Raw genomic sequence first — 17675 nt, 5'->3', positions numbered from 1 at the left:
TCATATATAAAATTATGATTTTAATATTATGCGCGCATAATTATTAAATTTTTAATAAATTGAGGTGATTTTAATGCAAACCTAATCAATATGAAAAAAGCTAACTCCTTAGTACTTGGACTGTGCCTTCTTGCGGCATTCTCTTGTACAAAAGACCAAGATGAAGCGTCAGACCTTCTTACGGAAAATGTAGAGGTAAACCTTCAAGATTCAGACGCGTTCTTAACTATCGAAGAGATTAACGCCTTAATCAACCAGTCATTTTATGAAAAACAATCATTCTCTTGGAGTGAAGTCCCGGCCAATGTGCTTTGGAGTGCCACAGTACACGGAGGTAACGTTCTTACCATAGGTTATGGTGAAAAAGGTGAGAGCTTTAGAACAGAAAAAAATGACCGTCTTGATGCCACAAGGCTTGGTCTTGTAGATCTAGTTCAAAGTAGTGAGCAAATTGCCAAAAAAGATTTCAGAGTAAAAGAAGATGAGGTTCTTAATGTCGTAGACCTTGAGGTCACAAAGCTAGAAACTATAAGAGAGCTCCTAGCCTCAGATGGAGTGAGGTATTTAGAACCTAACGGTTATTCTTATTATGATATCACTACTCCACAAGGAGCAAAGCCGGCGCCTACTCAAACACGTAGTGCAGGTTGTGATACTAGTGGCAGTAGCCTTAATAGTGCAGATTATAGAAGTATATGGCCGGGAGCACTTGTACCTTGGACGTTTGATCGTCACAATATAGCCAGCGCTTGGGGGCGCTCTCGTGGTGCAGGTATCACAATAGGTATTATAGATACAGGTCTTTCACCTAACCAGCCATTGCTGGGTAGCAGTTTTGGAGATGGAGCTTCTATAAATGGAAGAACGGTAGAAAAATATGGAACTTATATAGACTCTGCCTGGTGGTGGTCTAATAATCTAGATGGACCTAATGACCGTTGTGGTCACGGTACAAGTATGGCAGGAGTCGCCGCAGGACCTCGCAACAACGATGGCCTTCCTTCTGGAGTAGCTTATGATGCAAATCTTGTAATGTATAGAGGAACATCTGATGTTGTTCTTAATGATTATCACGAGCGCAAAGGGGTGTCTAACGCATTACGAGCACTTGCAGATAGGAGTGATGTAGATATTATCTCAATGTCTATAGGTTACCCTTGGAGTATAGGTAATGTAAGAGATGCTGTACGTTATGCATATAGTCGTGGTAAACTCATATTTGCTGCAGGAGGTACAAGCACCAGTGCTACAAACTGGTACCCAGTTATTTTTCCAGCAAGTATGCCAGAGGCTATTGCAGTGACAGGAGTGACCGACTGGTCTGGAGGTTATAGGGAGTGTGATATTTGTCACGACGGTAACGAGATAGAATTTACAATCGTGATGGAACGCGATAGTAATGATGATAGAACAACACCAGTGATAGGTTTTAACCAGGGGCAACGTGATTATGTAGGTGGCTCATCTGTAGCTACAGCAACTATGGCTGGAGTTGCAGCGATGGTTTGGTCAAAATACCCTAACTGGTCAAGACAGCAGGTTCTTAATAGACTTCGCCAGTCATCAGACTTATATGGTAATACGAGTAGTAAGTACGGTTATGGTAATATAGATGCCTACCAAGCTGTACAGTAAATAGGATGTCATTTTGAATATCAAAGGTCTCATTGTAATCATCAATGAGATCTTTTTTTTGATATCTAGAATTACGCTTTCGCGAAAGCGTAATTAAAACCAGTAATATACTACCTCACACGACTCACCGTAAGCCCATCTCTTATAGGTAATAGAACGGTCTCTAGACGTTTGTCTTCATTGAGTAGTTTGTTATACTCCAGTAACACTTTAGTGTCTATGTCTTTCTCGTTAAGTGGTTCAACCACTTTGCCGCTCCAGAGCACATTATCAGAGAGGATAATGCCACCCTTGTTCATCTTATCAATAATCACATTATAGTAGTTAATGTAGTTGCGTTTATCTGCATCTATAAAAACGAGGTCAAAAGTAGTATCAATGGTTGGAATGATATCTAATGCTTGACCGAGGTGCTGTGTAATTTGTGATCCGTAAGGCGAAGCGTCAAAATGCTTGCGCTGGAAATCTACAAGTTCTTCCTTGATATCTATGGTGTGTAGAGAGCCTTCTTGTTGTAAACCTTCGGCGAGGCATAAGCCAGAGTAGCCTGTAAAAGTTCCTATCTCAAGAATGTTTTTTGGGTTTACTAGCTTGCTTATCATACTAAGCACTCTACCTTGATACGCACCAGAAAGCATACGTGGTTGTAGTATCTTTTGATAGGTTTCCTTTGTAAGCGCTTTGAGATGAGCTGGTTCTTGCGCCGAGTGGGCAACCACATAATCATCAAGTTCCTCTGGTAAAAAATGCATTATAAATAAGTTTGAAAGGGCAAAATTACCTATCGTTCTTGAGATAGGTCTAGGTAATGCAATAATTTATTTTTCGCCTAATATTCTTTTCCTGAAAGCTTCTTTGCGCTTCTCATCATCTCCATATAGCCAGCGCACAACATTATCATCCCATATCTGGTCATACTCGGTAGCATTAATAATCTCGCGTTCTAAAGCAAGATCTAATATTTTACCAGGATAACTACTCTGGTTGTCGCTTTCCATCTCACCCAGCGGGTATGGATCATCAAGTCCCATAACCACCTGCTTGACTCCTTGGTTTTCTATCACCATTTTAAGCGAATTTGTATCGTGTACTAGGGTGTCAAAAAAGATATTAGGATGCCCCACAGATTTACGTGGGTGTGTTTTTCCTTCAAAAAGATCTGGCCTTCCGTCAAAACCTTGTATACGTCTCCCTAGATTTATTTGTGCTAGTTGGCCACCGTGTGCAAAGCACACACGCATACCAGGATACTTATCTGCATAGCCATTAAGCGTAAGAAAGTGGTAGGCATCTGCACATTGTGCAAGCATCCAGATGAGGTGAAAACGCCAGTTTGTATTCTGCAGTTTTATAAACTTCTCACCATCATACGGGTGAATCTCTACTGCGAGGTTATACTTGCTTGCGAGTTCAAAAATAGGTTCATTTTCTTCATCAAAAATACATCGCCACGTCCCGATGGTATCCATATAGTGTGTAGGTAAGCATAGTAAATCCATACCTAGCACTTCTACACATCGCTCTATCTCCCATAATGCTCCACGCACAAACCCTGGGTGTACCACAAAACCAGTTGTAAACTTATCTGGGTGATCTTGTTGTACTCGTGCATTAAAGTCGTTCTGAAACTTAAGTGCTTGCTTCATTTCCTCTAGACGCAGTCCGTTTCCATAAAGTTGCGAGAGGTTAAGTACCACCGCGTGGTCTACCTTGTTGCGTTCCATCCACTCCAGTTTTTCGTGCAAGAAAAAACTAGAATCTGTCACAGGTCTGCTCCAGTCTTTTTGGAGCATAAACTTTCGGTCTTTGTCTACCCAAAAAATCCCTTTGTCTTTCATAAACTGAGGAATTTCCTCAGGGTAGGGAAGTAGGTGAGAGTGACCGTTTATGCGAAGTTTTTTATGTGACATATTGAGTATGCTTTCGCGAAAGCGTACTACGCAATCGCTGTTGTGTTTTTAAAAATACAATTATTATATGAGTACCGCCTTACTCTTTTACCTTCTTGAGTTGTATATAATATAAGACGAGTAGTATAATAAAACCGCCAAAGGTTGCAACCAAAAAATAATTACTTAATCCCGTCTGTTTACCCACGGCAACTGCCATAGATTGATATACCAGCCACCCAAAAAGAAGGGTGCAATACAGCGCCATTTGTGACATAAAGGTTTTTGTAACGGTAACCTGTGCCTCATTTTTAACCCCTTGTTTATGCTTATTAATCTTTATAGACTTGCCTGTCATAAACTGGAATAGTAAGATAAGTAAGACGCTAAGTATGGGTAAGATAAAAAGTTCATTTTTTGACCCATATCTATCTGCCACTCCAGTCGCATCAAAGTGCATAGGTACTTCGTCTGGAATGTCTCCATAGTGTATCAAAATCATCGCAAAGGTAACTCCCGCCACGAGCCAACTTAGTATCCAGAAAATCTTTTTAATATCCATCTACAAGCTTTTTGTGCGCCCTCCATCTACAGGAACATTGATTCCATTAATAAATGAAGCGGCTTCACTAGCTAGAAAAACAATTGCATTTGCTACCTCTTCTGGCTTTGCAAAACGTTTTGCTGGTGAAGCGTTTGCCATAGCTTGAGATACCTCTTCTATAGATTTCCCAGTCTTTTTTGCCTTGTTTTCTATAATCTCAGAGAGTCTACCAGTAGCGGTTGCGCCAGGAAGCACGTTGTTTACAGTGATGCCGTATTGCCCTAGTTCATTTGCCATTGTTTTACTCCAGTTTGCCACGGCACCACGTATCGTGTTACTCACGCCTAGACCATCTAGCGGTTGCTTTACCGAGGTAGAAATCACGTTAATGATACGTCCATATCCTTCGGCTTTCATCCCTGGGAGTACGGTTTGTGTTAATAGGTGGTTGGTTTGTAGGTGTTGTGTAAACGCTTTTGCGAAAGCGGTAACATCTGCATCCACAATGGGTCCACCTGGAGGGCCACCCGTGTTATTGATTAATATGTGATACACATTGTCTGTTGCCGAAACAGCAGCTGCCACCTCCTGCGGATTTGTAAAATCTGCCACCACATAGCTGTGCTTTTGTGAGCCGTTATTAGGTAACTGCTTGATTACGTTTTTGAGCTTCTCTTCTGTACGAGCAGCAAGGGTTACGTTTGCACCTTCTTCTGCTAGACCCATAGCCGTAGCTAGTCCGATCCCGGCTGTAGAGCCACAGACGAGTGCATTTTTATTAGTTAGGTTTAGTTTCATAGTATGTGATTGCGAGCGTAGCGAACTAATCTGTCCGATTGAGCTCTAATTTTATTTTCTAATTATATTTTATACAAACATTCTTTGCTTCAGTAAAAAATCGGAGCGCTTCAAAACCGCCTTCACGACCTACGCCGCTTGCTTTCACTCCACCAAAGGGTGTGCGCAAATCTCGATTCATCCAAGTATTCACCCAGACAATACCAGCTTCAAGTGCATTGCTTAAACGCATTGTTCTGTCAAGTTGCTGAGTCCAAACCGTTGCGGAGAGTCCGTATTTTGTGCCGTTTGCAAGAGCAAGGGCTTCTTCTTCGGTGTCAAAGGGCATTATAGTCACTACAGGTCCAAAAATCTCTTCTTGGTTAAGTTTGCAGTTATTACTGTCCACCTCAATAACCGTAGGTTCTAAGTAATAGCCCTTCTCATATCCTGCAACGGTTACTCGCTTACCACCACAAAGAACAGTACCACCGTAAGTCTGTGCATTGTGAATGTAATCTTCTACTTTCTCAAGGTGTGATTTTGATACGAGAGCTCCAAGGTTTGTTTTCTCTTGTGATGGATGGCCCACGACTAACTCCTTAACTTTTGAAATGAAATCACTTTTAAATCGGTCATAAATAGATCGCTCTACAAAAATGCGACTCCCACAGAGACAGATTTGCCCTTGATTTGCAAAGGAGCTCCTTACGGTTGTGGCAAGCATATCCTCATAATTACAATCGGCAAAAATGAGATTTGGGTTTTTACCACCTAGTTCTAGCGAGAGTTTTTTAAACATAGGGGCACACGTCTTTGCGAGATGCGCTCCCGTTTTTGTACCTCCCGTAAAACTTATCGCCTTGATGTCTTTATGTTCTAAAATAGCTTGTCCCGTTGTGTGTCCCAGTCCGTGTACTATATTGAGAACACCTGGAGGAAGCCCGGCCTCTGTACAAATCTCACCTAGCAGGTAAGCCGTCATAGGAGTCACTTCACTAGGTTTTGCAATCACACAACTGCCAGCGGCTAAAGCCGGAGCGATTTTCCAAGTGAAGAGATACAGTGGTAAATTCCACGGGCTTATGCATCCCACCACGCCTATGGGTTTACGCAGGGTAAAATTCATTGCGTTCAGCCCAACACTCTCGTGACTCTCTGCCGAAAACTGAGTGATCGCATTTGCAAAAAACCGAAAGTTACTCGCCGCCCTCGGAATATCCACAGCCATTGCTAGTGAAACCGGTTTCCCATTATCGCGACTTTCGGCTAGCGCAAGTTCTTCAAGTCTAGCTTCAATGCCACTTGCAATGTTCATCAAGATGCGACTGCGCTCATCAAGCGTGGTGCTGGACCACTGCGGGAATGCCGCTTTCGCGAAAGCGGTAGCTTCCTCAATATCTTGCGCACTACTATTGGGAATCTGCCCATATACCTCACCAGAAGCTGGCTCATAATTATCTAACCAATCATTTGATGTTGGATTTTTATAGTCGCCGTTTATGTAGTTTTTGATGTTCATTGTTTTCTTTTATCAGTTCGATCTCTACATTTTTCTCCTGTCAGTCCGAGCGCAGTCGAGTTTTCTTTGTCAGTTCGAGCGCAGTCGAGAACTAACTGTCAGGGTTATATTTAAAATGACTCGCATTCCTACATTCCGCTAAAGCCTGAATCATATCATAATCTTCAGATGCTAGAGCCAATTTCTTTTTTGAACTCCATTTTTTGAGTTTCTTTTCAAGGGCAATTGCTTGCTCTATATCATTAAACACTTCGTGCCAAATCAATGTAACTGGGCGACGCTTGTATGTGAAGCTACTCTTATTTCGTCCTTGTTGATGTTCTTCATAACGTCTCGCTATATCATTTGTAACACCTGTGTAAATCAGGTTGTCATTGCATTTGAGCATATAGACGTAATAGGTTTTCATTAGGTTAGGTTCATTGAGTTCTCGACTGCGCTCGAACGGACATCTTCTCGACTGCTTTTGAAATTACATCATTTCGACCTTATTTAAAAAGATATCTTCTCGGCCGTGCTAGAAGGGACAACTTCTCGACTGCGCTCGAAGGGACACTTTTAGAGTTTCTAGCCAATGGACAAATTCTCGCCTGCGCTCGAAGAGACATTGCTTCTATTTTTCTATCGGCTTATAAGCCATCACCTTAATCTCAACCACCAGATGCGGGTGTGGTAGCTGGTGTACGGCTACGGTGGTTCTTGCAGGGCCAGTTTCTTTATTAAAAAACTCTCCGTAGGCTTCGTTGTAACCGCCAAAATCATTCATATTTACAAGAAACGAAGTGACATCTACCACATCTTCTATCGTGGCATTTGCGGTTGCAAGTGTTTTCTTTATGTTTTCTAGTACGGCTCTGGTTTGCTCTTTGATATCAAGGTGCATTGTACCCATCTCGTCTATCACGTGCACGCCAGCAAAGGTGTTATCTGACTTGCGGCTGCTGGTGCCTGACACAAATAGAAAGTCTCCAGCTCTTTTAATATGAGGATAAGCTCCTCTAGGTGTCACTTTCTTTTCATTAAAAGGATCGCCTTGTAAACGTAGGTCTAAATCTTTATCACTCATAGGTATATGATTTTGTTATATGTTTCCGGCTATGGCATCGTCGTGCAAGATGTCTTCTGTAGCCTGTTGTACTTTTTTTAATTTCGCTTTAAGCGAAAGAGAATCAGGTAGTAATCCGTCATCCAGTAGGTTTAAAATAGCCTTGTTTTGTGCTCTACCGCGCGTCATCGCCTCTTTGTATCCTATAGCTTCGTTGAAAGTTACTAGACTATATTTTGAGTAATACTCCGTTGGGAATTCTTTCTCAAATTGTGTCTCGAGCTTTCTCTTCTCTTGAAACATAGGGTGAGCCGTGTGTTCTTTCATCTCGTGAAAGTTATCTACGGCAAGGTCTGCAATGGCATCTGTATCTGGTTTTCTAGTTTTTTCAAATTCCTTGAAAACCTTATCCCATCCTTGATCCCCAAATGCATCTAGCGTCGCGTCAAAAACTACCACATCTTCAAAACTAGCATTCATCCCTTGTCCATAAAATGGAACAATGGCGTGTGCCGCATCTCCTAGAATACACGTTTTTCCAAAGGCGCTCCACGGGTGGCATTTTATAGTGCCTAGCGGCCCTACAGGATTTTCTTCATACTCTTTTACCAGTTCTGGCATCATTGGGATAGCGTCTGGAAACTGGCGTGTAAAGTATTCTGTAATTGCAGCTGGACTATCTAGTGATGCAAAACTATCTGGAGCATCTTCATAATCTATAAATAGCGTTACAGTAAAACTCCCGTCTAGGTTAGGCAAAGCAATGATCATATCACGACCACGTGGCCAGATGTGTAAGGCATTTTTTTCAGTGCGGTAACCGCCATTTTCGGCAGGAGGGAAGGTGAGTTCTTTATAACCGTGACCTAAGTAATCTTGCGAGAAGCTGAATAAAAAGTCGCGACTCATATACATACTCTTACGCACTGCAGATCCTGCACCATCTGCTCCTAAAATAATATCTGCAGTGATGGTTTGCTCTTCTTTTGTGTGATAATCTGTAAAGGTTGCCGTAGCATTTTTAAGATCTACGTTTGTACACGCCTGGTTAAAGTGAACCTGTAAGGTATCATACTCATCTGCCGCATTGAGTAGCATAATGTTGAGGTCTGTACGTGAGATAGAATTTATGTATTCATCTGTACGTCCAGAGTACGGACTAAAAAGCGTGTTACTTTCTTTGTCGTGCAACATCCTTCCATTCATAGGGATACACAAATCTTTTACTCGATCTTCAAGACCTACAAGGCGTATTCCTTTTAAGCCTCTGTCTGATAAAGCGAGGTTGATACTTCTACCAGCATCTTGATGTACGGCTCTTAGGTCTGGACGCTTTTCCATCAAGGTGATTTTATAACCACGTTGCGCCATACGTAACGCTAGAAGCGAACCGCAAAGGCCTGCGCCTATAATGAGTATGTGTTCTTGTTTTGCCATATTATATTGTGAGTACTAGCGTGATCTCTCAGTTAGTACTGTTTGAATGTTATTTATTTCTCAAGCACTCCATTTCGTCTGCGACGGCTTTGTCGTTTGGAGTTCCATTTTCGCGTAAGCTAGATACTACAGCAGCGTGATTTTTGTCGTTTCTGTTTTGTGACATCTTTTTTACAGCTTCAATGCTCGTGATCTCAATCTCAAATGCCACGACGCCGTTTATTTGTCGCAATGTTTTTTCAGAAAGCGCATCCATATCTATTGGATTTTTTTGCGGTGCTTCATACTTATCCATCAATGCTTTGATGGATTTATAAGTGCCTTCCTTATCTAGTAAACGCACATTACCTCTCACTTGTACGGCCGTATAGTTCCAGGTGGATACTTCTTCAAAATCGTACCAACTAGCCGAAATATAACTGTGAGGTCCATTAAAAATACAGAGCGCCTCTGCGCCATTGTTGAGATGAGCAACTTGCTCATTCATTTTTGAGATGTGTGCGTGTATGATTTCGGTGCCGTCTGGACGTTTTGATAATTCTAGGGGGATGTGTGTCGCACACGATTTTCCTTCAAGATTTGTGACAAGAATCCCAAAAGCATTCTCTTTTAAGAAACTGCGTATCTCCTCTGGGTTTTCATTTTTATAAATCTCAGGGATATACATTACAGTATCTTTTTGAGTCGTTCTACCATTTCAAATACGTCTTGATAACTATTGTAAAGCGGCGCTGGAGCGACACGTATTACATCTGGCTCACGCCAGTCTGAGATGACTCCTGCTTCGGTTAGTTTTTTGTGTAAACTCTTATCGGCATTTTTTACTTGAATACTTAGTTGACACCCACGTTGCGCTGGATCGCTAGGTGTAATGATAGCGATGTGCTCATTGTTGAGTTCGTTTACTAAGAACTCCAGATAGCCAGTGAGTTTTTTAGATTTTGCGCGTATGTTGCTCATACCAGCTTCCTCAAAAATATCTAAGCTCGCCTTTACCGCTGCCATACTAAGGATAGGAGGATTTGACAATTGCCAGCCTTCGGCAGTTGGTATGGGGTCAAAGCCTTTGCGCATATTAAAGCGTGTGTCTTTATTTTGTCCCCACCAGCCTGTAAATCGCTGTATGTTTTTATCTGTATGGTGGCGCTCGTGTACAAAGCAACCACCTAGACTTCCTGGGCCGCTGTTGAGGTATTTATAAGTACACCACACGGCAAAATCTGCACCGCTCTCGTGTAAGTCTGGCATAATATTACCCACGCCGTGTGCAAGGTCAAAGCCTACTTTGCTGCCGTTGTTGTGACCTAAATCAGTGATTTTTTTAATAGGGTAGTACTGTCCAGAATAATAGTTTGTGTTACCTATGAGTAATAGCGCAACGCTGTCACCGTGTTCTTTTACAAGTGCTTCTAGGTCTTCATAACGGCATAATTCTTCTCCTTCTCGAGGTTGCCATAGTATAAGGCTCGTCTCTGGATCGTATCCACGCTGGCGTATCTGACTTTCTACCGCATACTTATCTGATGGGAAAGCATCACTTTCTATAATGATTTTATGACGTGATGGTGTAGGATTGTAAAACGAAACCATCATCAAGTGAAGGTTTGTCGTGAGCGTATTCATTATCACTACCTCACTCGGTTTTGCACCTACGATGTGTGCCATAGGTTTTGCGAGTTCCTCGTGATAAGACATCCACGGAGTTTCTTCTTTAAAATGCCCTTCAACACCCAGATCTGCCCAGTCATTGAGTTCTTGCTCGATGTATTGTGCGACAGATTTTGGCTGGCAGCCTAGACTGTTTCCGCAGAGGTAGATAAGTTCGTTATCCTCTTTGTCTACTGGTATGTAGAAGTGATTACGGTACTCTTTAAGGGGATCTTTTTCGTCTTGCGCTTTCGCGAAAGCGAGATTATTTTCATACACCATATATGCTGTTTTCTTGAAGAACTATTGCTTGTCTAAAAATAATGATTTTAAGGGAGAAAATGTCTTTACAGGCTTATGAAGCAGCGTAGATGTTCCGCACATTTAAATTATAATATGTAACTGAGTTTTTCTTACGTTGAGAGAGAAGGTTATTTATATTTGTGGAGCATTTAATAATAAACTTTATGAAAAAACTAGCTGTACTACTTTTACTAATTGCAGGATGCTATACACAGGTTACTGCACAAGAAAAAGAAAAATTTAGATTTGATATACGCCTAGGTTATGCTGCGGGTAATGAATATGGAGATGGTGTTTTATTTAATCTGGAGCCTAAATGGTCTATAGATGAAAAGATAAATGTAGGTTTTAGAATAGGTGGTGCGGCACTTGCCGAGTTAACAAGTCCTTCTAATGAAATTGACGTTTTTGAAACAGATGTCGTTACTGTTTATGGATCATACCTAGGTACAATAGATTATTACTTTTACCATAGAGATGGGTCACCTTTTGCAGTATTTGGAGGTGCAGGAGTAGGATATGTTTCTAGTGCAAACGTTATTGCAGATTTTGATGAATATGACGATGCAAATAATATTGAAACGGATGGTGGTCTAGGTGGGATGTTGCGAGTAGGTTTTGACTACTTTAAGTTTAGACTTGCTGCAGAGTATAATTTTGCGCCAGAAGGTCAATTACGTGACCTTAATAATAATGAGTTTGGTGCTGTAAAGAATGGGTACTTTGGTATCTCTTTAGGATTTTACTTTGGTGGTGGAAAATGGAAAAATGTAACAGTTCAAGAGTAAATATTACTGACATACTATAATAAAAAGGTCTCTCAATATGGGAGACCTTTTTATTATAAAACGTTTGCGTACAAATTCTTGCGCTATTGTGGTTTGAGTTATAAGATGATTTACTTTTGAGAGATGAACTCTCTGTTTCTCATACTATCAAGAAAAAGATACTTTGCACCCGCTTGGGTTTTTGCTTCACTCAATATTATGATAGGTACCTGGGTGCTTTACATCCCGAGAGTAAAAGAAAAGCTAGAAATAGATGATGGTGAGCTAGGTGTAGCTTTATTCTGTATGGGGTTAGGAAGTCTCGTGTCGCTCACGGTGGCCTCTCGAGTTATAAAGCGAGTGGGAGTAGGGGCATCTACAGTAGCAGGTATTATTATCTTCTCACTATTGTTTTTAATGCCATTACTTGCGCCATCTTATGCACTTCTGTGTGTTTCCTTGTTTTCTGTAGGGCTATTTTCTTGTTTTACAGATATAGCAATGAATGCGCTCGTCTCAGATATTGAAACCGAAGATAATGTGCATATTATGAGTTCTTCTCACGGTTTCTTTTCTATAGGAGGAGCAATTGCCGCAGTGATAGGTTATTTTATAATAGACCTTGTTAAGGTGCCTGTTTATCACAGTATGGGAGCTGCAATTCTGGTCATTGTCACAAACTTATGGCTATGCAAAAGTTATATAACGCATAGAACACCTATAGATGACAGTCACGGGACATTTAATTTCAATTTACTCAAACCGCTGTTAGGTCTTACCATCATAGCTCTTATAATTATGGGCAGCGAAGGAGCCATTGAGCAGTGGAGTAAACTATATCTAGAAGATATTGTGCAAGTAGCTACAGAAAAAACTGCAGGAATGGGGTTTTTACTTTTCTCACTGTTTATGGCGATAGGGCGTTTCTTTGGTGATGGGGTGAGTAAGCGTTTTGGGTCACTCAAAATTATCATAGGTGGTGCTCTTCTTGCGGTTGTAGGCTACCTAGCGGTACTCTCAGCTAGTACCTATGTCACTCTTGTAGGTTTTGCAATTATAGGGCTCGGCTTTTCTGTGATTATTCCTGAGTTGCTTAGACTTGCAGGGAAAGCAAAAGGAGTAAACAGCGCAGACGGTATTTCGTTTGTTGCGGGAGCTGGTTTTATAGGGTTTCTTGCGAGTCCACCATTGGTGGGGTTTTTGGCAGATTTTTCAAGTCTCAAGCTGAGCTTTACGGTGCTAGGTGGCGGAGCATTACTAGCGATGATTATTGGGATTACGCTTTCGCGAAAGCGTAATTAACCCCAACTATAGCTACACGTATGTTAAGGTAAAGTAGACAGTTATTGTAAATAGTTTTAAATCTAGTAGTATTATCTATCTTTGCACGCTATGACAAAACAGGCCCTAGATTCATTACAAGCACAAATAGACCTTGGTGAGATGCTTCCGCTTATGGAGGAATTTTATACCATACAAGGAGAAGGATTCCATAAAGGAACAGCAGCTTATTTTATACGAGTAGGTGGTTGTGACGTGGGATGTCACTGGTGTGATGTGAAGGAAAGTTGGGATGCTGCAATACACCCTCCTACAAATGCAAATACCATTGCCGAAAATGCTGCAAAGTACTCAGATACTATCGTGGTGACGGGTGGTGAGCCGCTTATGTGGGATATGAACCCGCTTACTAAAAAATTAAAGTCACTAGGACTTACAACTCATATTGAGACTTCTGGTGCCTACCAATTATCTGGTGATTGGGACTGGATATGTCTTTCTCCCAAAAAGCGTATGCTGCCTACACAGTCTGTATTAGAAAAAGCAAACGAACTGAAGGTGATTATCTTTAATAAGTCAGATTTTGACTTTGCAGAGAAGCACGCTGCACAAGTGGGCGAGGACTGTATTCTATACTTACAACCAGAATGGTCTGTGCGTGATAAGATGGTGCCACTCATTGTAGATTATGTGATGAAAAACCCAAAATGGAAGGTGAGCTTACAGACACATAAGTATTTAAATATTCCATAGTAGGCTTAAAGCTTTAGGCTATATGCTATAAGCAAGGGGTACTTTTACGGAGATGATGAAGTTGGTAGCCCAATAGTTTTTGTACATCTTTTTTAAAAATTTTATCGTCAAATATCCAGCAACTTTATATTTGCTAACAGCTAATTTTCGCGAAAGCGCATAAAAAAATCCGCTACTTCTCAGTAGCGGATTTTCTATTTATTGAGTTTCTTAGAAGCTTATGCTTCTACTTCTTCCTCTTCTTTTTCTTCCTTTAATCCTTTCTTCTGTACTGTGTCAAACATTACAGGAGTTGCTATAAATAGTGAAGAATATGTACCTACGATTACACCTACAATAAGTGCAAACATTAATCCTCTAATAGATGGAGCTCCTAAGAAGAAGATCGCTAGAAGTACGATTAACGTAGTTACAGAGGTGTTAAGTGTACGGCTCAATGTACTGTTAAGTGCTTGGTTAATTAATTTACCAAATCCTCTAGTAGAACCGTGCTCTTTAATGTACTCACGTATACGGTCAAAAACTACCACGGTATCATTCAGAGAGTACCCAATCACGGTAAGAATAGCCGCAATAAAGTTTTGATCTACCTCCATATCAAATGGCATTATGTTTTTAAATATTGCAAAGACTCCTAGTACTAACAATACATCGTGGAAAACTGCAGCTACAGCTCCAAGAGAGAATTGCCATCTACGGAAACGTAATAAGATGTATAAGAATACCACAATTAATGAACCGATTACGGCAAAAAGTGCACCTTTCTTAATATCATCTGCAATAGTAGGACCTACCATATAGTATTCCATTTTACCTACCTGCTTATCATCTGTAGACTTTGCAAATGCTGCATAAGTCATACCGCTAGGTAAGAATGGTGTAAGTGATGTAAATAGTTGTTGCTCAACCTGAGCATCTATATCTGTACCTGTCTCATCGATACGGTACTTTGTAGTAATCTTTAATTGATTATCTGCTCCAAAAGTTTTTACATCTGCACTTCCAAAATCTGCAACAAGTGCATCTTCTACTTCTTGTGCATTCATAGGTTGATCAAAACGTACTGTATACGTACGACCTCCTACAAAGTCAATACCTGCGTCAAGACCTCCTGTTAATAAAGCAGCAAGACCTCCTACGATAAGTACTCCAGAGATAGCGTAAGCAATTTTACGTTTTCCTAAGAAGTCTACATTGTTATTTACAAATAGGTTCTTAGTCATAGATGTAGCAAACTCTAAAGACTTTCCGTTTTTACCGTATCCATCTATAAATAGACGTGTGATAAAGATTGCACAGAAAAGTGATGTTGCAATACCTATCATAAGCGTAGTTGCAAATCCTTGTACCGGTCCTGTTCCAAATAAGAAAAGGATAAGTGCTGTTAAGAAGGTCGTAATGTTTGCATCAAGAATAGATGAAAGTGCGTTGTTAAAACCGTCTTTAATAGCATCTTTTTGAGACTTTCCTTTGCGTATCTCTTCTTTAATACGCTCAAAGATAAGTACGTTTGCATCTACAGACATACCTATAGTAAGTACAATACCCGCAATACCAGGAAGTGTAAGTACAGCTCCAAGACCAGCAAGTACTCCAAAGATGAAAAGGATGTTAACTACAAGTGCGATATCTGCAAATCCTCCGGCTTTACCGTAGTAAAATACCATCCAGATAAGTACTAGAGAAAGTGCAATTAAAAATGATAAGATACCAGAGTTAATTGCCTCTTGACCTAATGATGGTCCTATTTCTTCTGCTTGAATAATCTTAGCAGATGCAGGAAGTTTACCTGCGTTTAATACTGTTGCAAGATCTTGCGCGCTTGCTACTGTAAAGTTACCAGAGATCTCTGTGCTACCTCCTTTAATCTCTTGACGAGCATTTGCTGCAGAGTATACATTACCATCTAGTGCAATGGCAATAGCATTTCCTTTTTGAGCAACCTCACGAGTAAGTTTTGCCCATTGGTTAACCCCTTGTCCTTCAAAATCAAGACCTACAGATGGTTGTTGTGTTTGTGTAAATTGCTGGCGTGAGTCGTTTACAACGTCACCGTCCATATAAGGCGCTCCCTGTCTATTAGACTCAAGTGCATAAAGTCCTACGATGTCTGCACCTTCTTCTGGTACACCCCAAGCAAACTTTGCATAACGTAAAGATGCTGGACGCTGCTTGATAACTGCTGGGTTTCTCAAGTAAGAGTTGATTGTTGCTGTATCTTTTACAGCAGCAAATCCTACAGTTGGGATTGAGCTCATTTGAACCGCTTGTTGATTAGGACTAAAGACTTTAAATAATGGTCCAAAATCTTGCTCCTCTTCTTCTTCATCTACATCTTTAAGTAGGTCAGATACATTATCATCTAGTGTGCTGTCTTGAGCAACAGCGGCTTCTTTTTTCTCAGATGCAGCAACAAGAGTTCTTAATGTTTCATTTGCCCCTACAAGGTAGTTAAGTACTTCACCAGCATAGTGAGTTTGATAAAACTCAAGTTGTGCTGTCTTTTCAAGAAGACCTCTCACACGGTCAATATCCTTTGCTCCTGGAAGCTCAACAAGTATACGCCCGTTATCTCCTAGAGACTGTATGTTAGGTTGTGTAACTCCAAACTTATCAATACGATTACGTAACGTTTCAAAAGCAGAGCCTATAGTTTCTTTAATTTCACCTTCAAGAACTGTAGCAACTTCAGAGTTGCTCATTCCTGTGTTTACTTTGTCCTCTAGAACAACATTTGCAAAGATGTCTGGAGAAGCTAGTTGCCCACCCTGCTTTTCAAATTCTGTTACAAAATCCTCAAAGTAAGTGTTTTGGCTATCTTTTTGCGCCTCATCTGTAGCATCTAGTGCTGCGATAAAAGCTGGGTCTGTACTGTTGTTAGAAAGACCACCTAAGATATCACGTATAGATATCTGAAGTATCACGTTGATACCTCCTTTAAGATCCAGACCTTTATTAAGCTCTTTCTCTTTTGCATCATTATAAGTGATGCCAGCAAAGATAGGATTTGCTCCTATGCTGTCTAAGTACGTGCGCTCTATGCGATCTTGTGCATCTGCATCTGTAGGCGCTTGTGCAACGGCATAAGCCTTTGCTTCGTCTTCTGTTTTGTTTGTTAAATACGTAAATGATAGTTGGTATAAACATACCAGACCAAAAATTAACGCAAAAACTCTAATGAGTCCTTTGTTTTGCATTTTACTTTGTTTGAGTTCAGAAAAGGTGGCTTTACTGTAAACCAAAATCTCTGAAGGTTGATAAATAATTAATTGATAATAAGTGCCAATTCTGGGTATTGAAGCAGCGTTGTGGATATTACAACTAGCCACTAGCTAGACTGTATATATCTAGGTGAAGTTGTTAAGAAATAGGTCCAGCACGTACTTGTGGTATGCGGTACTGGATATTTTTTAATGCGATAGCATTGTACCTATAAAGTGTATAGGTTGTGTGTGTATTACTATTTTCTTCTCTTGCTTGCTGGTTATTAAAAGCAGCATAGGTATCAAAGCTTGTAGCACGTGTAGTCTCAGACTTAGGCTCAATAATATGACCCGCTGGTCCATCAAAATCGCTAGTATTCTGAATTTTATAGATGTCCAACTCATAGTACTCTCCAAGACTCTCACCAGTAGGGTAGTGGTCAGAAGTAGTTGTATAAGCTTGACTACTATTTTCTTTGCCAAATATTTTTTGGATCTCAGATACGTCTAGATCACTGTAGTAACTGAGTTTGAGCGTTCCATCTGCAAGCTCTTCAACTTTGATATTACTTACGTCTACATTTTCTAGTTTGCTCTTTACAAGTGCAATTGCATCTTGAGTGTTATGCACACTGTTTTGAGAAGTAGTAAATTTTATGAGAATCTCCTGGTTAGGTACAGCATTTTGCTCCAAGCTTATTCCTAAAATAGCTAGGGCAATAATAAATGTGTATAAGTACCACTTGTTTCTCACAAATTGATGTTTATTCATCAGGCGACAAATATAATATTCTCAGGCTAAGTACCCAATGTTTTAAAGACTACTTATTAGCATACTTAAAGGGCTTGTAACGTGTTATTTTGTTAGTTTT

At 40.5% G+C, this 17675-nt stretch carries 16 protein-coding genes; 4 read left to right on the top strand and 12 right to left on the bottom strand.

Features of this window, described 5'->3' with window-relative positions:
- Window positions 1-90: 90 nt before the first annotated feature.
- Entirely contained in the window at window positions 91-1635 is a 1545-nt protein-coding gene (locus ABVM49_RS01025; RefSeq protein ID WP_405202664.1) for a S8 family peptidase, read from the top strand.
- Between the two features lie 110 nt (window positions 1636-1745).
- Here ABVM49_RS01025 and ABVM49_RS01020 read toward each other — a convergent pair whose 3' ends face one another.
- The 10 genes from ABVM49_RS01020 to kynU form a co-directional block, all read right to left on the bottom strand.
- Window positions 1746-2387, bottom strand: coding sequence for an O-methyltransferase (locus tag ABVM49_RS01020; protein ID WP_405202663.1), 642 nt, complete (start codon window positions 2385-2387; stop codon window positions 1746-1748).
- Between the two features lie 66 nt (window positions 2388-2453).
- Complete coding sequence (locus ABVM49_RS01015) at window positions 2454-3545, bottom strand: amidohydrolase family protein (RefSeq protein ID WP_375252292.1); 1092 nt, start codon at window positions 3543-3545, stop codon at window positions 2454-2456.
- A 79-nt stretch (window positions 3546-3624) separates the two neighbouring features.
- Window positions 3625-4086 (bottom strand): DUF1648 domain-containing protein, encoded by a 462-nt coding sequence (locus ABVM49_RS01010; RefSeq protein ID WP_405202662.1) that lies wholly within the window; start codon window positions 4084-4086, stop codon window positions 3625-3627.
- The gene (locus ABVM49_RS01005) at window positions 4087-4866 is read right to left on the bottom strand and encodes an SDR family oxidoreductase (RefSeq protein WP_405202661.1); all 780 of its coding nucleotides are present in this window, start codon (window positions 4864-4866) and stop codon (window positions 4087-4089) included.
- Window positions 4867-4924: 58 nt separating this feature from the next.
- Entirely contained in the window at window positions 4925-6367 is a 1443-nt protein-coding gene (locus ABVM49_RS01000) for an aldehyde dehydrogenase (protein ID WP_405202659.1), read from the bottom strand.
- Window positions 6368-6458: 91 nt separating this feature from the next.
- On the bottom strand, window positions 6459-6776 hold the full coding sequence (locus ABVM49_RS00995; protein WP_405202657.1) for a GIY-YIG nuclease family protein: 318 nt from the start codon (window positions 6774-6776) through the stop codon (window positions 6459-6461).
- Window positions 6777-6980: 204 nt separating this feature from the next.
- Entirely contained in the window at window positions 6981-7433 is a 453-nt protein-coding gene (locus ABVM49_RS00990; RefSeq protein WP_405202655.1) for a RidA family protein, read from the bottom strand.
- Window positions 7434-7448: 15 nt separating this feature from the next.
- Window positions 7449-8849 (bottom strand): FAD-dependent oxidoreductase, encoded by a 1401-nt coding sequence (locus ABVM49_RS00985; RefSeq protein WP_405202654.1) that lies wholly within the window; start codon window positions 8847-8849, stop codon window positions 7449-7451.
- Window positions 8850-8898: 49 nt separating this feature from the next.
- Window positions 8899-9516 carry an FMN-binding negative transcriptional regulator gene (locus ABVM49_RS00980; RefSeq protein WP_405202653.1) on the bottom strand — a complete coding sequence of 206 codons (618 nt, stop codon included), beginning with the start codon at window positions 9514-9516 and terminating at the stop codon, window positions 8899-8901.
- On the bottom strand, window positions 9516-10778 hold the full coding sequence (gene kynU / locus ABVM49_RS00975; protein WP_405202652.1) for a kynureninase: 1263 nt from the start codon (window positions 10776-10778) through the stop codon (window positions 9516-9518). Before kynU ends, ABVM49_RS00980 begins: the two co-directional genes overlap by 1 nt.
- Window positions 10779-10963: 185 nt before the next feature.
- Here kynU and ABVM49_RS00970 point away from each other — a divergent pair, with 185 nt between their 5' ends.
- From ABVM49_RS00970 to ABVM49_RS00960, 3 genes are all read left to right on the top strand, one after another.
- Entirely contained in the window at window positions 10964-11587 is a 624-nt protein-coding gene (locus ABVM49_RS00970) for a hypothetical protein (protein ID WP_405202651.1), read from the top strand.
- Window positions 11588-11710: 123 nt separating this feature from the next.
- Entirely contained in the window at window positions 11711-12868 is a 1158-nt protein-coding gene (locus tag ABVM49_RS00965; protein WP_405202650.1) for an MFS transporter, read from the top strand.
- A 90-nt stretch (window positions 12869-12958) separates the two neighbouring features.
- Entirely contained in the window at window positions 12959-13600 is a 642-nt protein-coding gene (locus ABVM49_RS00960; RefSeq protein WP_035336039.1) for a 7-carboxy-7-deazaguanine synthase QueE, read from the top strand.
- A 218-nt stretch (window positions 13601-13818) separates the two neighbouring features.
- On the opposite strand, the gene secDF is transcribed toward ABVM49_RS00960, so the two are convergent.
- Together secDF and ABVM49_RS00950 are read right to left on the bottom strand one after the other, a co-directional pair.
- A complete protein-coding gene (secDF, locus tag ABVM49_RS00955; RefSeq protein WP_405202649.1) occupies window positions 13819-16797 on the bottom strand; it encodes a protein translocase subunit SecDF in 2979 nt (992 codons plus the stop codon).
- Between the two features lie 163 nt (window positions 16798-16960).
- On the bottom strand, window positions 16961-17557 hold the full coding sequence (locus tag ABVM49_RS00950) for a hypothetical protein (protein ID WP_405202648.1): 597 nt from the start codon (window positions 17555-17557) through the stop codon (window positions 16961-16963).
- Window positions 17558-17675: the final 118 nt, after the last annotated feature.

Source organism: Dokdonia sp. LLG6352-1, from assembly GCF_045055815.1.
In the GTDB taxonomy this organism is placed as follows: domain Bacteria; phylum Bacteroidota; class Bacteroidia; order Flavobacteriales; family Flavobacteriaceae; genus Dokdonia; species Dokdonia donghaensis.
The sequence above is the reverse complement of the archived record's forward strand: the minus strand, read 5'-3'. Positions and strand labels throughout refer to the sequence as shown.